Raw genomic sequence first — 16,813 nt, forward strand, 5'->3', positions numbered from 1 at the left:
AGGGCCCGATGAGCGGTCTGATGGCAGGAAAACGTGGTCTCATCATGGGGCTCGCCAATGACAAATCCCTGGCTTGGGGCATTGCGCAGAAGCTGCATGAACAGGGCGCTGAATTGGCGTTTTCCTATCAGGGTGAAGCCCTGGAAAAGCGTGTGCGCCCGCTGGCTGAAAGCCTGGGTTCGGATTTCCTGTTCGATTGCGACGTTTCCAGCATGGAAGCGCTCGACGCAGCGTTCGAGACGCTCAAGAACCGCTGGGAAACGATCGACTTCGTCGTCCACGCCATCGGCTTTTCCGACAAGAACGAACTGCGCGGGAAATTCGTCGATACCAGCCTCGACAACTTCCTGATGACAATGAACATCTCGGCCTACAGCCTCGTCGCCGTGTCGCAACGCGCCGCGCGGATGATGCCCCATGGCGGATCGATCCTCACCCTCACCTATTACGGCGCGGAAAAGGTCGTGCCGCATTACAACGTGATGGGCGTGGCCAAATCGGCGCTGGAAACCAGCGTGAAATATCTCGCCAACGATCTCGGGCCGGACAATATCCGGGTGAACGCCATTTCGGCCGGCCCGATCAAGACGCTGGCCGCCAGCGGCATCGGCGATTTCCGCTACATCCTGAAGTGGAATGAATATAACTCGCCGCTGCGCCGCAACGTCACCATCGAGGATGTCGGCGGTGCGGGCCTCTATATGCTGTCGGACCTGTCCTCGGGCGTGACCGGGGAAATCCACCATGTCGATTCGGGCTACAACGTCGTCGGCATGAAGCAGGTGGACGCGCCGGATATCTCGCTCGTCTGAACCTGCCCGCCCCGCCAGCCAGGGCGCAGTGGACTCAATCACTGTTCGTGATATGTTCCATATCGCGAATCGAGGGAGAGACGTCATGCGCCAGGGTGGTTGTCAGTGCGGCAGGGTGAGATACGAAATCGAAGGCGATCCACTGCATCATGCATTATGCCATTGCGCGGATTGCCGCGCATCGGCCGGTGCACCGACGGTGGCGTGGCTGGCCGTGCAGGAAAACCAGCTGCGCGTACTTTCGGGCGAGCTTTCGACCTATGAGGGGAAGAACGGCGCGGTGCGCCAGTTCTGCCCCCATTGCGGCACCGGCCTGTTCTATCGCAACGAAGCCATGCTGCCCGGTCTGGTAGATATCCAGTCCGCCACGCTGGACGATGCGGCGAGCCTGGTTCCGGGCGCCCATATCCAATGCGCCGAACGGCTGCCCTGGATGACGATACTAGGCGAATTGCCCGAGTTTGAACGTTTTCCCGGCGCTTAACCCGCCAGCCGTTCCGCCTCGTCTTTTGTCACTGCAAAGGGATCGGGCTGGTCAAGCCAGATGCCGCGCGTATCGTAGACGCGCTTGCCGATCCGCTTTTCGAGCGGGACGGATTTGAACGCATCGTGATCCACCAGCACGATCAGCACGCCGCAGGTGGCGAGCGCGGTTTCGAGATCGATCTTGCTGGCGCCGGTGCCCTGATACTCGATCGGCAGTTCCGGCGTGTGCGGTTCCACCACATGGATGCGCGAGCCATATTTGCGCGCCAGAGTAGCCGAGACGAGCCGGGCCGGGCTCTCGCGGAAATCGTCGATATTGGCCTTGAAGGCGAGGCCGAGGCAGGCGACCTTCTCACCCGGCGCTGCATCCACCAGCGCGGAAGCGCGGGCAATGACGTGACGGATCTTGCCGTCATTCACGCCGCGCGCCGTCTGGATCAGGGGCGTCTGTTCCGGCGCGCCATGGACAATGAACCAGGGATCGACCGCGATGCAATGCCCGCCCACACCGGGGCCGGGCTGCAGGATGTTCACGCGCGGGTGGCGGTTGGCCAGCCGGATCACTTCCCATACATCCAGTCCCATCGCATCGGCCACGATGGAAAGCTCATTGGCGAAGGCGATGTTCACGTCGCGATAGGCGTTTTCGACCAGCTTGGTCATTTCCGCGCTGCGCGCATCGGTGGTGATGCACTCGCCGCGCACGAAACGCTGGTAGAATCCGGCGGCCTTTTCGGCGCATTCCGGCGTCAGTCCGCCAATCGAACGGTCATTGTGGATCAGCTCGACCAGAATCTTGCCCGGCAGCACCCGCTCCGGACAATAGGCCATGGCGATATCGGCGGGCCCCTGCACAAGGCCGGGCAGTTTCAGATCGGGCCGTTCCGCCGCGATAACATCGCGCATCTGTTCGGTAGTGCCGACCGGCGAGGTGGATTCCAGAATCACCGTGTCGCCCGGCTTCAGCACTCGCGCCACTTCACGGGTGGCTGCCAGCACATAGGAGACATCCGGCGTGTGGTGCCCGTCCTTTTCGAAAGGAGTAGGCACGGCGATCACAAACACATCGGACGGCTCGACCGAAGTGGAAGCGCGCAACATGCCGCCACGCACCACGGCCTGCACCAGCGCGTCGAGATCGACTTCCTCGATATGAATTTCTCCGCGATTGATCGTTTCCACGACCTTCTCGGAAATATCCACGCCCAGCACCTTCATGCCCGACCGTGCAATCACGGCGGCCGTCGGCAGGCCGATATAGCCAAGGCCGACCATGCAGACCGCAGGAGCTTCACTCACACGCATGCAGATTCCCTCATTGATGCCAGATTCCTATGATCTGGAAGGGTAAAGATTGAGGTAATGATACCCGGCGCGGGTTCAGCCGCGCGCGGCCAGCAGATCAACGATCCGCTGTGCGCTGTGGCCATCGCCAAAGGGATTATGCGCGCGGGCCATGGCAGCATAGGCCGCTTCATCGTCCAGCAGGCGGAAGGTTTCCGCCACGATCCGGTCTGCATCGGTGCCTACCAGCCGGGCCGTACCAGCCTCCACCCCTTCGGGCCGTTCAGTCGTTTCGCGCATCACCAGCACGGGTTTGCCGAGCGCGGGCGCCTCTTCCTGGACCCCGCCGCTATCCGTCAGCATGAGATAGGAAAGCCCGATCAGCCGCGCGAAATGCGGGTAATCCAGCGGTTCGATCAGCGCGACATTGTCCAGCCCCGCCAGCTGTTCCTGCATGACGGAACGAACATTGGGATTGAGGTGGACGGGATATATCACCGCCACATCGGGCCGCGCGGCAATCCGGCGAATCGCCTCTGCAATGGCGCGCATCCCTTCGCCGAAATTCTCGCGCCGGTGGCTGGTAACGCCGATGATCCGCCGCCCGGCAAACCGCGTCTCCAGATCGGCAAGGCCGCTCGCCAGTACCGGATCGGCCGCGATTCGGGCCGTGATCCATTGCAGTGCATCGATCACCGTATTGCCGGTGACATGGACTGTGGCCGGATCGACGTTCTCCGCAATCAGCGCCCGGGCCGAAGTCTCGGTCGGCGCGCAATGCAGCGCGGCGAAGCTGCCGATGATCTTGCGGTTCACTTCTTCCGGCCAGGGGTGATGGATGTTGCCGCTACGCAGGCCCGCCTCGACATGGGCGACGGGAATCTTGCGATAATAGGCCGCCAGCGCGCCGCACATGGCTGTGGCCGTATCGCCCTGCACCACCACCCAGTCCGGCTTTTCCTGATCCAGCACCTTGCCAATTCCTGTGAGGAGATTGGCGGTGAGCGTATCAAGCGTCTGGTCCGGCTGCATCAGGTCCAGATCGTGATCCGGCACCACGCCGGAAATCTGGAGCACCTGATCCAGCATTCCACGATGCTGCGCCGTGACGCAGACGCCGGAGACGAAGCGGCTATCCCCCGCAAGGGCGTGAACCAGCGGGAAAAGCTTGATCGCTTCGGGCCGTGTGCCGAAGATAGTGAGAATGCGTTGCGTGCCTTGCATGGCCCGCCCTTTAGCCCCGAATCGTTAAGGCCGGATTTTCCGGAAAGATCACTCCCCGCCTTGCGGCGCGGGCTGTGCGGCAGGCTGCTCACCGGGCAGAGGCGCATCGCGCTCCGCCTTCAGCCGGGCCTCATATTCCTTTTCGATCTGCTCCACCCGGGCCTGTTCCGCCGCGGCATCGGCATCGATCGATTCGAGACGCTTGGCGCGCGCTTCCTCGATCAGCTGGCTGAAACGCACGTCCGAACTGCCATGCTTTTCCTTATAGGCCGCATCGATCAGCTGCGAGGTACAGCCCGTCCACCCGCCATAGCCGGAAGGAGAGCACGACATGGTGCCGAAGGCACCCACGGTCTCATAGGCTTCAACCCGGTTGCTCCAGGCTTCATTGGACGGCGAGCTGCTTTCACGCAGATCCTCGGGAATACGGTAACGCTCGCTCTCCGCCTTGCGGGCGCAGACCACGATTTCATTACCGGCAGAAGCCGGGCAAGGATCGTCACCATAGACGATCAGCTGATTCACCGTTTCGCCCGCGGCCTCGATCGGCCCGACCTGCGCAAAGGCAGGTGCCGAGCCCGCAAGCAGCACGGAAGGAATTGCGAAGGCGGCAAGGCTAAGGCGTTTCATCTGGTTTCTCCGATGCGGCACGCGGCCGCAGGCAAATCGCAATTGCCCCCTTAAAGGGCATCACCGGCGCTGAACATGATCTTAAGCAATAACGGTCGCAAGACCCGCATCCTTCGCCCGTCAGATCCGTTCGGACAAGCGAATGGCCAGCTTGCAGCCCAGCCGGATCGCCCCGGAAAGCAACGGATAGGCAGGCGCGCGTTCGGCCCCCGCAGCAAGGGCGGCATCGCGATGTTCGCGCTCGTCCTCCCGGAAATCCTCGATTACGGCCGCCAGTTCGGGATCGTCGCCATCGCGTGCCAGCTCTTCCAGCTGGCTGGTATAGTGCCGGTCGATCTCTTCCTCCACCGCAGCGGTGCAGGCCATGGCCGCTTCCGGCCCGATCAGCGCAGTTGCCGCACCAAGCGCAAATCCGGCAACGGACCAGAAGGGCTGCAAGGCCGTGGGGCGCACGCCGCGCTGCGCCAGCATGGCGTTGAAGCGCGCCAGATGATCATCTTCCTGCGCGGCCATGGCGCGGATCTCAGTCGCATGGGGGCCGCGTTCGCCCAGCACGGCCAGTTGTCCGGCATAGATGCGCGTGGCGCCATATTCGCCGGCCTGATCTACCCGGATCATGCGCTTCGTATCGACCATCAGGCGGGCTTCCTGCGCAAAAGCACCAGGGCGGCAATCGCTCCAGCGGTTGAGATGAGGAAATTATAGCCTGCCAGCGAGATGCCGAACAGTTCCCACTGGGCCACATCGCAGCGAATGATCGGCGCCGCCATGATCGCCTCCAGCGGATCGCCGCCACCGCTGAAATCGGTGGTGGTGGTGCAAGTGGTGAAACCTTCCCACCAGCCATATTCGACGCCCGCGTGATAGGCACCGATCAGGCCGGAGGCGAGCACAGCCAGCGCGCCTAGCGCCACCCACATGCGCCGGGGCGGCACCACAAACGCCAGCAGGCCAAGCGCAACAGCCGCAAAGTGGGCATAACGCTGCCACCAGCACATTTCGCAGGGATAAAGGCCGAAGCCGTATTCGGAGATATAGGCACCGGCCAGCAGTGCCAGCGGCACCCCCAGCGCCAATGCGTGAGCCTGCTTCAGGGATTTGTCGATCGTCGCCATCCTTCGCCCCTTTTGCGTGTTTACGGCCGCAGGGCCATGGCGCTGGAAGTGGTGCGGCGCAGGGTGGACAGCGCATAATAGAGCTGGAAGTCCTTGATGCCCTGCTTTTCAAGTTCCTCCGGAGTCATCTTGAAGCGCGGATCGACCTGCTTGTCCTGTTCCAGCTGCTTGTCGTCCAGATCCACTTCATTGACGAGGTGCTTGCGCAGATCGGATTCGCGGAGCGCGAATTTGGCGCGCTTGGCGGCATCAGGATCGGAAAGCTGCGGCACGCGAATGTCAGGCTCGATCCCGCCTTCCTGCACCGAACGGCCCGAGGGCGTGTAATAGCGCGCCGTGGTCAGCTTGATCGCACTGTCCCGCGTCAGCGGCATCAGCGTCTGCACGCTACCCTTGCCGAAGCTGCGTTCACCCATGACGAGCGCACGATGCTGGTCCTGCAGCGCACCGGCCACGATTTCCGATGCTGAAGCCGAACCGACGTTGATCAGCACGACAATCGGCATCTTGGGCGCGATATCGCCCGGGAAAACGGTCTCCGCGTCATAAGACACGTTCTCGTTCCTGTTGCGGCCCCGCTGCGAAACGATCTGCCCCTTGCTGAGGAACAGGTCCGACAGGGCCACTGCCTCGTCCAGCGAGCCGCCAGGGTTGGACCGCAGATCGAGCACCAGCCCATTGACCTTGCCGCCGCTTTCCTTGCGCAGGGCGGCAATCGCCCCGCGCACATCCTTGCCGACATCCTTGGAGAATTCATTGACCGAAATAACCCCGATCCCGCCGTCTTCCAGCTTGTAGGTCACCGGTTCCAGTTCGATCACGCCGCGCGTCACGGTAACGTCGAACGGTTCTTCCCGCCCGGTGCGGAAAATGGTCAGGCGCACGCTGGTGTCGGCCGGGCCGCGCATCTGGGCCACTGCCTCGTCCAGGGTCTGGCCGAAGATCAGCTTGCCTTCGATATGGGTGATGTAATCGCCCGCCTTCAACCCCGCCTTTTCGGCCGGGCTGCCCTTCATCGGCGAAATGATCTTCACCGCGCCGTCTTCCATGCCCACGGAAATGCCCAGGCCCTGATAATTGCCGTCAATCAGCGTATCGAGCCGGTTGAGCGCCTCCCCATCGAGATAAGAGGAATGCGGATCGAGCGCGCCCAGCATCCCGTTGATCGCGCCCTTGATCAGCACATCGTCATCCACCGGATCGACATAGGCGCTCTTGATCCGTTGATAGACCGCGAAAAGCTTGCCGAATTCCGGGGCAGCCCGCCCTTCCACCTGCGCCAGTCCGGCAGTGGTGGCCGGAAGCAACGCTACTGCAGTGAGCAGGGCTGCGGAGCGGAGGAGCGGGGCGAATTTCATTCTGGAAACACCTTGAACACGAGTGCGGCAGGCACTTTTCGGCGCGCTTGTATCGCGCCCGGCAGCTTAACGCCAGATGAGGGAGCGTTGGGGGAAAATCCAGCGCACTCAGCCTGAAACTCAGCCCCTGCCAAGAAATTCCACCGGATTGACCGGCACGCCATCGCGCCGCAGTTCCAGAGTGACGAGCGGGCTGACCGGCGCCGCGACACCGAGTGGGGCGCCGCGCACCAATTGCTGGCCCACGGTAACATCCACCCGCGCCATGCCGGTAACCAGCGTGGTCCATCCGCCATCATGCTCGATAATCACGATCCGGCCGTAACCGCGATAGGGCCCGGCAAAGGCCACGCGTCCGGCTGCCGGTGCAACTACCTGCGCCCCCGCGCGGGGAGCCAGCGAAATACCCTGGGAAAGAACCCCTCCCCTGGCAGGCGCGCCAAACCCCGTAACCGTGCGCCCCGCCACCGGGAGCTGGTAACCCGCAGGGGCCCGCTTCATACTCGGCGTCTGACCGCTGGCGGCAAGCACTCGCGATTCGGCCGGGCGTTGCGGCCGGATGATCGGCCCCGGCAAGGCTGCCAGCCGTTCTCTCAGATTTCCCGCCGCATCGAGCTGGGCCACCAGCGAATCGAGATCGCGCGCCTCTTCAGCCAGAGCCAGAGCTCGCTGAGCCTCGCGCGCGGCCTCGCCGCTCGCCCGGCGCGCATCGAGCCGCTGGCGCGTTTCCAGCGCGGCCAGTTCCTTGCGCCGGGTTTCCAGCAAGGTTTCGTTCCCGCGCAGATGGGCCAGCGCGCGCTGCGCCTGCTGCTGCAAGGCCCGGCCGCGCGCCAGTTCTCCCCGCAGCGCGGCAGTGCGGTGCTGCACTTCGGGCACGGTGGAGCCCAGCATCGCCCGCAGATAGACCATTTCCTTCACCGAACCGGGCCGCATTACCGAAAGAGCCAATGGGCGCCGTGAAAAGCGCTGCAATGCGGCGGTCAGGCGGACGACGGGCTTCTGGCGCTCGGCCAGCCGGGCCGCGAGCGCGCGGCGCTGGCGATCGATCAGGGCAAGGTTCGCCTCCGACGCTGCGATCGTCGCTTCCGTTTCCTGTATCCGCGCGGCCAGAGCGGCAGCCTGCCGGGCGGTTTTCCCGACCGCCTCCCCGGCGCGGGCAGCTTCAGCCTCCAGCGATCTGGCGCGGATTTCTGCCGACTGCCGATCTTTCAGGGCGCGGGCCATGGCCTGCCGCGTTTCGTCCACGCTGGAATAGATCCCGCCCTGCTGGGCCGAGGCGCCTGCGCACAGCAGGGCGGCCAGCAACATCGGCGCAAGGATATGGCGCGAGCGCAAGGACATCGCCCTAGCCTGCCCGATGATAGGGATGGCCCGCAAGGATCGAAGTGGCGCGGAAAAGCTGTTCCATCAGCATCGCCCGCGCAAGCAGATGCGGCCAGGTCGCCTTGCCGAAGGCCAGCAGCAGGTCTGCCCCCTGCCGCGCGGCCTCGCCATGCCCATCCGCCGCGCCCAGTACGAAGCGAGCCTCGCGCACGCCATCGTCGCGCCACCGGCCGAGCAGGGCAGCAAATTCCTCAGAGGAAAGCTGCTTGCCGCGCTCGTCCAGCAATACGGTGCGGCAAGGCGTGAGGGGCTCGGCAATGGTGCCGCCCGTTTCCGGAAGCTCGGTGAGCTTCAACGGCCACTGGATGCGCTTTTCATAGCGCGCGACGAGGTCCGCCTCGGGTGAACGCCCGATCTTCCCTCTGGCAATAACGTGCAGGCGCATGGAATCCTCCCGGCGCCCGCCTTACAGGTCAGGCTTGCCCGGCCGCAACCGGCGGCGCGTCGCCAAAGGCCCACATGCGTTCGAGATTGTAGAAACTGCGCACTTCCGGACGGAAGAGATGCACCACCACATCGCCGGCATCGATCAGCACCCAGTCTGCGGCCGGCAGGCCTTCGATCCGGGCGGAACCGAAGCCCGCATGTTTCACGCGTTCACCCAGCTTCTGGGCCATGGCGGCCACCTGGCGGGTCGATCGGCCCGATGCGATCACCATATAGTCAGCAATGCTCGACTTCCCTTCCAGCGGGATCGAGATCACATCCTGCGCCTGATCATCGTCCAGCGACTGGAGGATGAGGGCATGAAGCCGTTCAGCTTCGCTGGCCAGCTTGCCGCCTGTGGCAGGTATCGGGCCAGCCTGGGGGCTGGCCTGGGAGGTGCCGGTACTAGCCGGCGAGGTCTGCGCCTGATTCATCGCAGGTGGTGGTGCTCCATATTGGGGGAAACGAACGCAAAGGGAGGCTGGCGCCTCATGTGCGCTCCTCCCCATGTCCGTCTTGAATGAGACAATGCGTCACCTGATCCCGTGGGGGGGCGCCCTTGAAACGGCGGGCCCAGTCAGGATCTGCGCGGCGTATCTGTGTCGCCGAACGCGGATCAGGATCAAAACGCAATTCTATCAGCGCCGGTGCGCTCCATTCACCCCGGTTTATCAAGCTGGCGGCAGGAACCCGGAAGCGCCTGAGCCAGGCCATCGCGGGGCTCGCGAAGGCAAGTGCATCATAGCCGGGGCGGGCAATTACCGCAATCGGCATTTCCCTCGCTATGCCGCGCCAGTCTTTCCAGCGATGGAACTGGGCAAGATTGTCCGCCCCCATCAGCCAGATGAAGCGGCGACGCGGATAGCGCTGCCGGAGCGCGCGGAGTGTTTCCACCGTAAAGCGCGTACCGCGTTTCTGCGCCAGTTGTCGCTCGATTGCGGTGACCTTGATGCGGGCACCACGTGCCGCCCTCTGCGCGGATTTCACCCGTGCCCCGAGCGGCGCCATGCCTGCCTGGGGCTTCAGGGGATTGCCGGGCGAAACCAGCCACCACAGTTCGTCCAGCCGTAGCGCATCGAGCGCGAACAGGCTGATCCGCCTGTGCCCGCGATGGGCAGGATTGAAACTGCCGCCCAGCAGGCCGGTCAGCGGCCCGGCCCCGGCCCGCCCGCTTTGGCGAAGCGTCCTCAGGGGCGGACCTGGCCCTTGCCCCGCGCCACCCATTTATAGGTGGTCAGCCCCTCCAGCGCGACCGGACCGCGCGCGTGGAGACGCCCGGTGGCAATGCCGATCTCGGCGCCCAGCCCGAATTCGCCGCCATCGGCAAACTGGGTGGAGGCGTTGACCATCACGATGGCGCTGTCGACTTCGTTGAGGAAACGTTCCGCCACGGCCTCATCCGAAGCGATGATCGCATCGGTGTGGCCGGAGGAATGGCGCGCGATATGCTCCAGCGCCGCATCAAGCCCGTCCACCACGGCGACCGAGAGGATCGCATCGAGATATTCGGTGTCCCAATCGTTGGCGCTGGCCATGCCGATACGCGGATCGAGCGCGCGCGCACGCCCGTCTCCCCGCAATTCGCAGCCGGCATCGATCAAGGCTGCAACCACATCGGAACCACCGGGGAAATTCGCGTCGATCAGCAGGGTTTCCATCGCACCGCAAATGCCGGTGCGGCGCATCTTGGCATTGAGTACAATCTTGCGCGCCATCTCCGGATCGGCGGAGGAATGGATATAGGTGTGGCAGATGCCATCGAGATGGGCGAGCACGGGCACGCGCGCTTCAGCCTGCACGCGCTCCACCAGATTCTTGCCGCCGCGAGGCACGATCATGTCGATCAGGCCTGCCGCGCGCAGCATGGCGCCCACCGCCTCACGGTCCTGCGTGGGCAAGAGTTGCACCGCATCGGCGGGAATCCCGCCTTCTTCCAATCCCTTGGCCAGCGCAGCATGGATTGCGCGGTTGGAATGGACTGCCTCGCTGCCGCCGCGCAGCAGAACTGCATTGCCCGCCCGCACGCACAGGGCAGCGGCATCCGCCGTCACATTCGGGCGGCTTTCATAGATAATGCCGATCAGGCCGATGGGAATGCGCACACGCGACAGTTCCAGGCCATTGGCGGGCACCGAACGGTCGATCACCTCGCCAACGGGATCGGGCAAGTCGGCCACGGCTTCCACCGCCGAGGCAATGCCTTCCAGCCGCGCGGGATCGAGCTTCAGGCGATCGAGCATGGCCCCGGTCAGCCCCCGGGCTTCCCCGGCGGCAATGTCACGCGCATTGGCAGCCAGTACATCTGGCCCGGCTGCGCGCAGGGCGGCGGCGGCGAGCTTGAGCGCGGCGGACTTTTCCGCGTTGCTCTTCCTCGCCAGCACGCGCTGAGCGGCGCGGCCTGCGCGGGCAAGGCCCTCCACGAGTTCGGAACACTGGGCGTCGATTTCATGCTGCGTAGCCATGGCGCGGGGCACTATCATTCCCGTTGCAACTTGTCGATCAGGTGCGCTCCGCCGGTGCATGCCGGGTGGGAGACTCGATTCGCACCGAGTCGGAGGAATCGGCAATATGGTAAGCCGCCTGTTTACGATTTTCGCGGCGGATTGTTATGCGCCAAAACGATTCATCGCGTGACTCCACCGGACTGCCCTTCCGTTACAGACTCACGATAGACGCCTATCAACAGCCCTGTAAGCAGCCTCTCCCATACCGAGAACAGGTTTGGGATCGTCAACTTGAGCAGGGCGGATGCCGCGAAACTGCGGGCAAGGCTGCAAGCCTGGTTCCCCGATCGCGAATTTTTTATGCGATCGCAGGGGCAGGTGCGCTTCATCAAGGTGTCTTCGCGGCTGCAAATGGCCGGTGCGGGGACTGTGGCCTTTGTCCTGCTGATCTGGGCCGTCACCATGGTGGGCGTCGCCGTCAGCCAGTTCATCTCGCAGCGTGACAGGCTGGATCTGCTGGAGCGTGAAGCCAAGATCGAATCCGCCGAAAGCCGTGTGGCCACTTATCGCGAGAATCTCGACGAGACGGCCGATGAGCTTAACCGCCGCCAGGAATTCATCGAACAGAGCCTGGATGGCGTGCTCGACGACATAAAGGTCAAGGGCAAGGACACGGTGAGCGACTCCTCCAAGGAAGCCGCGGAAACCGTGAAGAAGGTGAGCCTTGTCATTCCCGAAGCTGCTGGACTTGCGCGGATCGAGGCGCGTCAGCTGGCCTTTGTGGAGAAGCTCACTCGCTATGCCGATCAGCGTTCCGCTCGCGCTGCCGTTGCGATCCGCAAGCTCGGCCTCAATCCCGATGCAATGATGCGCAGTTCGCGCAATGCGCAGGGCGGCCCGCTGGAACTGCTCTCCACCCGGGGCGATGGCGCCATCGATCCGCGCTTCGAGCGCATGGGTCTCAGCATTGCACGCATGGAAGCGCTGGAAGAGAGTCTGCAGGGCATTCCCCAAGTTCTGCCCGCAGCGGAATGGTCGATCTCTTCAGGCTTCGGCTATCGCCGCGATCCCTTCACCGGGCGCGGCGCGATGCATACGGGGCTGGATTTCCGCGCGGGCTATGGCTCGCCCATCCATGCGGCGGCCAAGGGCCGTATTTCCTTCGTCGGCCAGCGGGCCGGTTATGGCAAGGTTGTGGAGATAAGCCACGGCAATGGGCTGATGACGCGGTATGCCCATATGTCCGCCTTCCGCGCCCGGGTAGGCCAAAAGGTCGCTGCGGGTGCCGTGATCGGTGCAATCGGCAGTTCCGGGCGTTCCACCGGGCCGCACCTTCACTTCGAAGTCCGCATCAACGATCGGGCGGTCAATCCCCGCCCATTCCTGGAGGTCGCACCCCATGTTCTCGAAGAAGCGCGCGGAAACCCCGCGGTCCACGCCGCCAAAGCCGCAAAATAAGGCCGCCATGACCAGCAACGCCACCTTTTCGGTGATCGGCCCCGATGTCGTCATCAGGGGCGATATCAGTGCCAACGCCGATCTGCATGTGGATGGGCGCGTGGAAGGCGATATAAGCTGCGCCTCGCTGGTGCAGGGCGAGGCCAGCGTCATCGAAGGATCGATCGAAGCCGAAAGCGCCCGCCTTGCCGGACGGGTGACAGGATCGATCCATGTCCGCGAACTGGTGATGCTGCGCACCGCGCGGGCCGATGGCGATGTTCGCTACGATGCGCTGACCATCGAACAGGGCGCGCAGGTCGTGGGTCGTTTTTCCTATCAGGCGCCCGGCCAGGCACTGGCCAGCATCGATAGTGTCGATGCCGATGAGGACGAAAGCCCCAGGCTGCATCTCGCCGGCTGAATGACCGGGTGAGGAAGCGCCTCCCTACCCTTCCCCAAGGACCTCCCGACGCAGGGCCTTGCGGTCCAGCTTGCCGATCGGCGTCTTCGGCAGGGACTCGCGAATCTCCACACGCTGGAGCCGTTCGTGCTTGCCGAGATGGGTATTGGCCCAGTTGCACAGCTTTTCGCCGTCGGTAGGAGGCGAGCATTCTGCCAGAGTGACAAAGGCCGCCGGACGCTCGCCCAGATAATCGTCAGGCACCGCGATCACCAGCACCTCCTTCACACAAGGATGACGCAGCAGCACTTCTTCCACCTGGCTGGGGAAGACCTTGAAACCGCCCACGGTGATCATGTCTTTCGAGCGATCGACGATGCGGATGTAGAAATCGGGGTCCAGCATGGCGATATCACCGGTCCGCAGCCAGCGTTCGCCATCCCGCATTGCGAAGGCCGCTGCAGCGGCTTCTGGCCGATTCCAATAGCCCTGCATCACCTGGGGGCCGCAGATGGCCAGCTCGCCCGGCTCTCCGGGCGGCGCATCGCGAGTGGGATCTTCCTTGTCGAGCAGGCGAATCCGGGTTTCGGGCAAAGGCTGACCAATGGTTCCGTGACGATTCTCCCCATCATAGGGATTGGTCGAAACCACGCCGGAACTTTCGGTTAGGCCATATCCTTCCACCAACCGTGCGCCGCTGGCTTCCTCGAAACGCTGATGCAGCGGTTCAGGCAGGGGAGCACCACCGGAAATGCACACCAGCAGGCTGGAGAAATCCGTGCTTGCGAGGCGCGGATGATCGAGCAGGGCCTGATACATGGTCGGAACGCCTGGAAAGGCCGTGGCCTCCACCCGTTCCATCGTCTTCAGCGCCTGGCCCGCATCGAAACGCGGCAACATCGCAAGGCAACCGCCCTTCACCACCGTCCGGTTAAGGACACAAGTATTGGCGAAGACGTGGAACAGCGGCAGCACACCCATGATAATGTCCGGCCCGGTGCGGAACGGATCGATAGCGTCAACCTGCCGGGCATTTGCGGTAAGATTCTGATGGCTGAGCATCGCCCCCTTGGGCACGCCTGTAGTCCCACCGGAATATTGCAGCAGGGCAATATCCTTTTCGGCATCGAGCTGAACCGGTTCGGGCATGGCGCGCACCACCATGGAATTCCACGTCAGCACATCCCGGCGGCGCGGCACGGCCATCGTGCTCTTGCGGCCGAACAGCCGAAGCGCTGCGCCCTTGGCCCAGGGCAGCATGTCTGCCAGCCGCCCCACCACCAGCGTCTGGAGCGAGGACTGGTCCAGCACCTTGCAGGCAGTGGGCAGCAAGGCAGGCACATCCAGCGTAACGAGCAGGCGCGTGCCGGAATCCTCCACCTGGGCTTCCAGCTCCTCCACGGTGTAGAGGGGGGAGAAGTTCACCGCGATGGCCCCGGCCATCATCGCCCCGTAATAGGCCGCGACATAAATCGGCGCGTTAGGCAGGAACATGCCCACCCGGTCGCCCTTGCCTATGCCGAGCTTCTGCAGCCCGGCAGCAAAGGCCCGCGCATCGCACAGAACTTCAGCGTATGAGTAATGTCGGCCCATGAACTCCAGCAAATGGGCTGCGGGATGGGCCGCCACCGAACCCTCGAGCATTTCCGGCATGGTCATGGGCGGGAGATCGAGCTCCCATGGCGAGGGATGATTGTAGCATTCCGGCGCCGGTCTGAATTCGGCGTCCGGCCTGCCTGCTTGTGGCCCGGCCTTACTGACATCCATGTTAGTCAGTGTGACTTAAGCAGGCGTTCAAGGCAAGGAAATAGGCGGCTGCACGCAGCCTGCGGACAAAGAAAAACGCCCCCGGAAATGAACCGGAGGCGTTTTCGATTCCCGGCCTGCGCGGGATGTTCGGATGCCGTAGCGTAAGGCCTGATCAGCCCTGCCCTTCAGCAGCTTCAGCCGCGCGCTTGGCTTCCAGCCAGGCTTCCACTTCAGCTTCCTGCGCCGCTTCGATCATGGCCTTGGCGGCAGCTTCACGCTCGGCACGCAATTCGTCGATCAGGGCCTGGCGATCATCCGAAGTCGTGCTTTCAGCCGGAGCGGCAGCATCGATACCCGCCTTCTTGGCCGATTTGGAAACCACCGCATCCAGTTCGCGCTGCGAACACAGGCCCAGCGTCACCGGGTCCTTTGCCTGGATATTCTGGATGTTCCAGTGCGAACGGTCACGAATGGCGGCAATCGTATTGCGCGTCGTGCCGATCAGCTTGGAGATCTGCGCATCCGAGATTTCGGGGTGATTGCGCAGGATCCAGGCAATGCCATCGGGCTTGTCCTGCCGCTTCGACACCGGCGTATAGCGGGGGCCCTTGGTGCGGCTGACCTGCACCGGCGCCTTCTGCATCTTCAGGCGGTAATTGGAATCGGCCTGCCCACGCTCGATCTCCTCATGCGTCAGTTCGCCCGAATGGATCGGGTCGCGCCCGGTATATTTGGAGCTGGCGAGATCATCGGCCATGGCCTGCACTTCCAGGATGTGCAGCCCGCAGAAATCCGCAATCTGGTCAAAACTGAGTGCGGTATTGTCGACGAGCCACGACGCCGTGGCATGCGGCATGAGCGGTTTGGTCTGGGACATGGTCTTCTCTCCGCCCGTATCTTCACGGGCCCAAAATAGAAGGGCCGCCCCTTTCGGAGCGGCCATTACCCACCCTAGATAGGACATTGGCCCCGTTTGGGCAAGCGCATGCGATCAGGCGGCACGGGGAAGCGCGGGCGGCACTGCGCCCGATATAGCTGCCAATGGTGATTCGGCGGGGCGGACCAGTGCATCGAGGAACTGGCGCGCGCTGGCCTCCCAGGTGAAGCCGCGGCCATGCACAAGGCAATCTTCCCGGTCGAGCGTGAGGGCACGCGCGATCGCGGCGCCCAGATCCTCGTCCATCGCGCCGCTTGCCGGGGTGAGAATATCGACCGGCCCGGTAACCGGATAGGCCGCCACGGGCGTGCCACAGGCCAGAGCCTCGATCATCACCAGCCCGAACGTGTCCGTGCGGCTTGGGAAGACAAAAACGTCCGCCCCGGCATAACAGGCCGCCAGTTCCACCCCGACCTGCCGCCCGAGGAAATGGGCTTCCGGAAACTCCTGCCGCAAACGGGCAAGCGCCGGCCCATCGCCCACCACCACCTTGGAGCCAGGGGCGGACGCCTTCAGGAAGGCTTCGATGTTCTTCTCCACCGCTACGCGGCCGACATAAAGCTGGATCGGACGCGGCAGATCCCAATAGAGATCGGGCGGCTCGATATCCGGGCCGAAGGCCTCCAGGTCCACGCCCCGGCTCCATTCGCGCAGATTGGTCAGCCCGTGGGCCCGCAAATCCCGCCTGACGCTTTCGGTGGCCACCATGATTCCCGCTGAAGGGCGATGGAACCAGCGGATATAGGACCAGAACCAGACCGAAGGCAGGCCGGTGCGCTTGGCCACATATTCGGGAAAATGCGTGTGATAGGCCGTTGTGAACGGCAATCCGCGAGTGATGCAATGGCTGCGCCCGGCAAGGCCCAGTGGGCCCTCGGTGGCAATGTGCACCGCATCGGGTGCGAATTGTTCGATCCGTGCGCCCACCGAACGGCCGCTGACAAGCGCCAGGCGAATCTCGGGATAGGAGGGACAGGGAACAGAGCGATATTGATCGGGCGAAATCACCAATACCTCATGCCCCCAGCGGCCGAGCAGTTCGGTGATCGCTTGCAAGGTGCGGACCACGCCGTTCACCTGCGGGCTCCACGCATCCGTGACCAGGGCGATCCTCATAGGCGAAGC

Annotated in this window: 18 protein-coding genes; 4 read left to right on the forward strand and 14 right to left on the reverse strand. The window is 63.7% G+C overall.

The window, feature by feature from the left end:
• Window positions 1-8: 8 nt before the first annotated feature.
• Together fabI and H0274_RS08675 are read left to right on the forward strand one after the other, a co-directional pair.
• Window positions 9-812: an enoyl-ACP reductase FabI gene (gene fabI, locus H0274_RS08670; RefSeq protein WP_226794622.1), complete on the forward strand. Its 804-nt coding sequence runs from the start codon at window positions 9-11 to the stop codon at window positions 810-812.
• 115 nt (window positions 813-927) lie between these two features.
• Window positions 928-1,296, forward strand: a complete 369-nt coding sequence (locus H0274_RS08675; protein ID WP_319018214.1) for a GFA family protein — start codon at window positions 928-930, stop codon at window positions 1,294-1,296.
• Here the strand turns inward: H0274_RS08675 and wecC are convergent.
• The 11 genes from wecC to H0274_RS08730 form a co-directional block, all read right to left on the reverse strand.
• The gene (wecC, locus tag H0274_RS08680) at window positions 1,293-2,603 is read right to left on the reverse strand and encodes a UDP-N-acetyl-D-mannosamine dehydrogenase (RefSeq protein ID WP_226794626.1); all 1,311 of its coding nucleotides are present in this window, start codon (window positions 2,601-2,603) and stop codon (window positions 1,293-1,295) included. The two genes, H0274_RS08675 and wecC, sit on opposite strands and share 4 nt — an antisense overlap.
• A gap of 75 nt (window positions 2,604-2,678) precedes the next feature.
• Window positions 2,679-3,806 carry a non-hydrolyzing UDP-N-acetylglucosamine 2-epimerase gene (wecB, locus tag H0274_RS08685; protein ID WP_226794631.1) on the reverse strand — a complete coding sequence of 376 codons (1,128 nt, stop codon included), beginning with the start codon at window positions 3,804-3,806 and terminating at the stop codon, window positions 2,679-2,681.
• A gap of 48 nt (window positions 3,807-3,854) precedes the next feature.
• Window positions 3,855-4,436: a hypothetical protein gene (locus H0274_RS08690; protein WP_226794633.1), complete on the reverse strand. Its 582-nt coding sequence runs from the start codon at window positions 4,434-4,436 to the stop codon at window positions 3,855-3,857.
• A gap of 120 nt (window positions 4,437-4,556) precedes the next feature.
• Window positions 4,557-5,072 carry a demethoxyubiquinone hydroxylase family protein gene (locus H0274_RS08695; RefSeq protein ID WP_226794635.1) on the reverse strand — a complete coding sequence of 172 codons (516 nt, stop codon included), beginning with the start codon at window positions 5,070-5,072 and terminating at the stop codon, window positions 4,557-4,559.
• Entirely contained in the window at window positions 5,072-5,551 is a 480-nt protein-coding gene (locus H0274_RS08700) for a disulfide bond formation protein B (RefSeq protein ID WP_226794637.1), read from the reverse strand. Before H0274_RS08700 ends, H0274_RS08695 begins: the two co-directional genes overlap by 1 nt.
• Window positions 5,552-5,571: 20 nt before the next feature.
• Window positions 5,572-6,909 carry a S41 family peptidase gene (locus H0274_RS08705; protein ID WP_226794640.1) on the reverse strand — a complete coding sequence of 446 codons (1,338 nt, stop codon included), beginning with the start codon at window positions 6,907-6,909 and terminating at the stop codon, window positions 5,572-5,574.
• 120 nt (window positions 6,910-7,029) lie between these two features.
• On the reverse strand, window positions 7,030-8,250 hold the full coding sequence (locus H0274_RS08710; protein WP_226794643.1) for a murein hydrolase activator EnvC family protein: 1,221 nt from the start codon (window positions 8,248-8,250) through the stop codon (window positions 7,030-7,032).
• A gap of 4 nt (window positions 8,251-8,254) precedes the next feature.
• On the reverse strand, window positions 8,255-8,677 hold the full coding sequence (locus H0274_RS08715) for a 23S rRNA (pseudouridine(1915)-N(3))-methyltransferase RlmH (protein WP_226794646.1): 423 nt from the start codon (window positions 8,675-8,677) through the stop codon (window positions 8,255-8,257).
• Window positions 8,678-8,705: 28 nt separating this feature from the next.
• On the reverse strand, window positions 8,706-9,152 hold the full coding sequence (gene rsfS / locus H0274_RS08720; protein ID WP_226794652.1) for a ribosome silencing factor: 447 nt from the start codon (window positions 9,150-9,152) through the stop codon (window positions 8,706-8,708).
• A gap of 55 nt (window positions 9,153-9,207) precedes the next feature.
• Window positions 9,208-9,942, reverse strand: coding sequence for a nicotinate-nucleotide adenylyltransferase (locus H0274_RS08725; protein WP_226794655.1), 735 nt, complete (start codon window positions 9,940-9,942; stop codon window positions 9,208-9,210).
• Window positions 9,906-11,180 carry a glutamate-5-semialdehyde dehydrogenase gene (locus tag H0274_RS08730; protein ID WP_226794658.1) on the reverse strand — a complete coding sequence of 425 codons (1,275 nt, stop codon included), beginning with the start codon at window positions 11,178-11,180 and terminating at the stop codon, window positions 9,906-9,908. The genes H0274_RS08725 and H0274_RS08730 overlap by 37 nt, the downstream gene beginning before the upstream one ends.
• Window positions 11,181-11,453: 273 nt before the next feature.
• On the opposite strand from H0274_RS08730, the gene H0274_RS08735 reads away from it, so the two are divergent.
• Entirely contained in the window at window positions 11,454-12,620 is a 1,167-nt protein-coding gene (locus H0274_RS08735) for a peptidoglycan DD-metalloendopeptidase family protein (protein ID WP_226794661.1), read from the forward strand.
• A 7-nt stretch (window positions 12,621-12,627) separates the two neighbouring features.
• Window positions 12,628-13,023, forward strand: a complete 396-nt coding sequence (locus H0274_RS08740) for a bactofilin family protein (RefSeq protein WP_226794663.1) — start codon at window positions 12,628-12,630, stop codon at window positions 13,021-13,023.
• A gap of 24 nt (window positions 13,024-13,047) precedes the next feature.
• Here the strand turns inward: H0274_RS08740 and H0274_RS08745 are convergent, their stop codons facing one another.
• The 3 genes from H0274_RS08745 to H0274_RS08755 form a co-directional block, all read right to left on the reverse strand.
• Window positions 13,048-14,769: a long-chain-fatty-acid--CoA ligase gene (locus H0274_RS08745; protein ID WP_226794666.1), complete on the reverse strand. Its 1,722-nt coding sequence runs from the start codon at window positions 14,767-14,769 to the stop codon at window positions 13,048-13,050.
• A 154-nt stretch (window positions 14,770-14,923) separates the two neighbouring features.
• Window positions 14,924-15,628: a DUF1013 domain-containing protein gene (locus H0274_RS08750; protein WP_226794668.1), complete on the reverse strand. Its 705-nt coding sequence runs from the start codon at window positions 15,626-15,628 to the stop codon at window positions 14,924-14,926.
• Window positions 15,629-15,742: 114 nt separating this feature from the next.
• Window positions 15,743-16,804 carry a glycosyltransferase family 4 protein gene (locus tag H0274_RS08755; RefSeq protein ID WP_226794671.1) on the reverse strand — a complete coding sequence of 354 codons (1,062 nt, stop codon included), beginning with the start codon at window positions 16,802-16,804 and terminating at the stop codon, window positions 15,743-15,745.
• Window positions 16,805-16,813: the final 9 nt, after the last annotated feature.

This window comes from Fulverythrobacter ferritrahens, from assembly GCF_020539485.1.
GTDB lineage: Bacteria > Pseudomonadota > Alphaproteobacteria > Sphingomonadales > Sphingomonadaceae > Andeanibacterium > Andeanibacterium ferritrahens.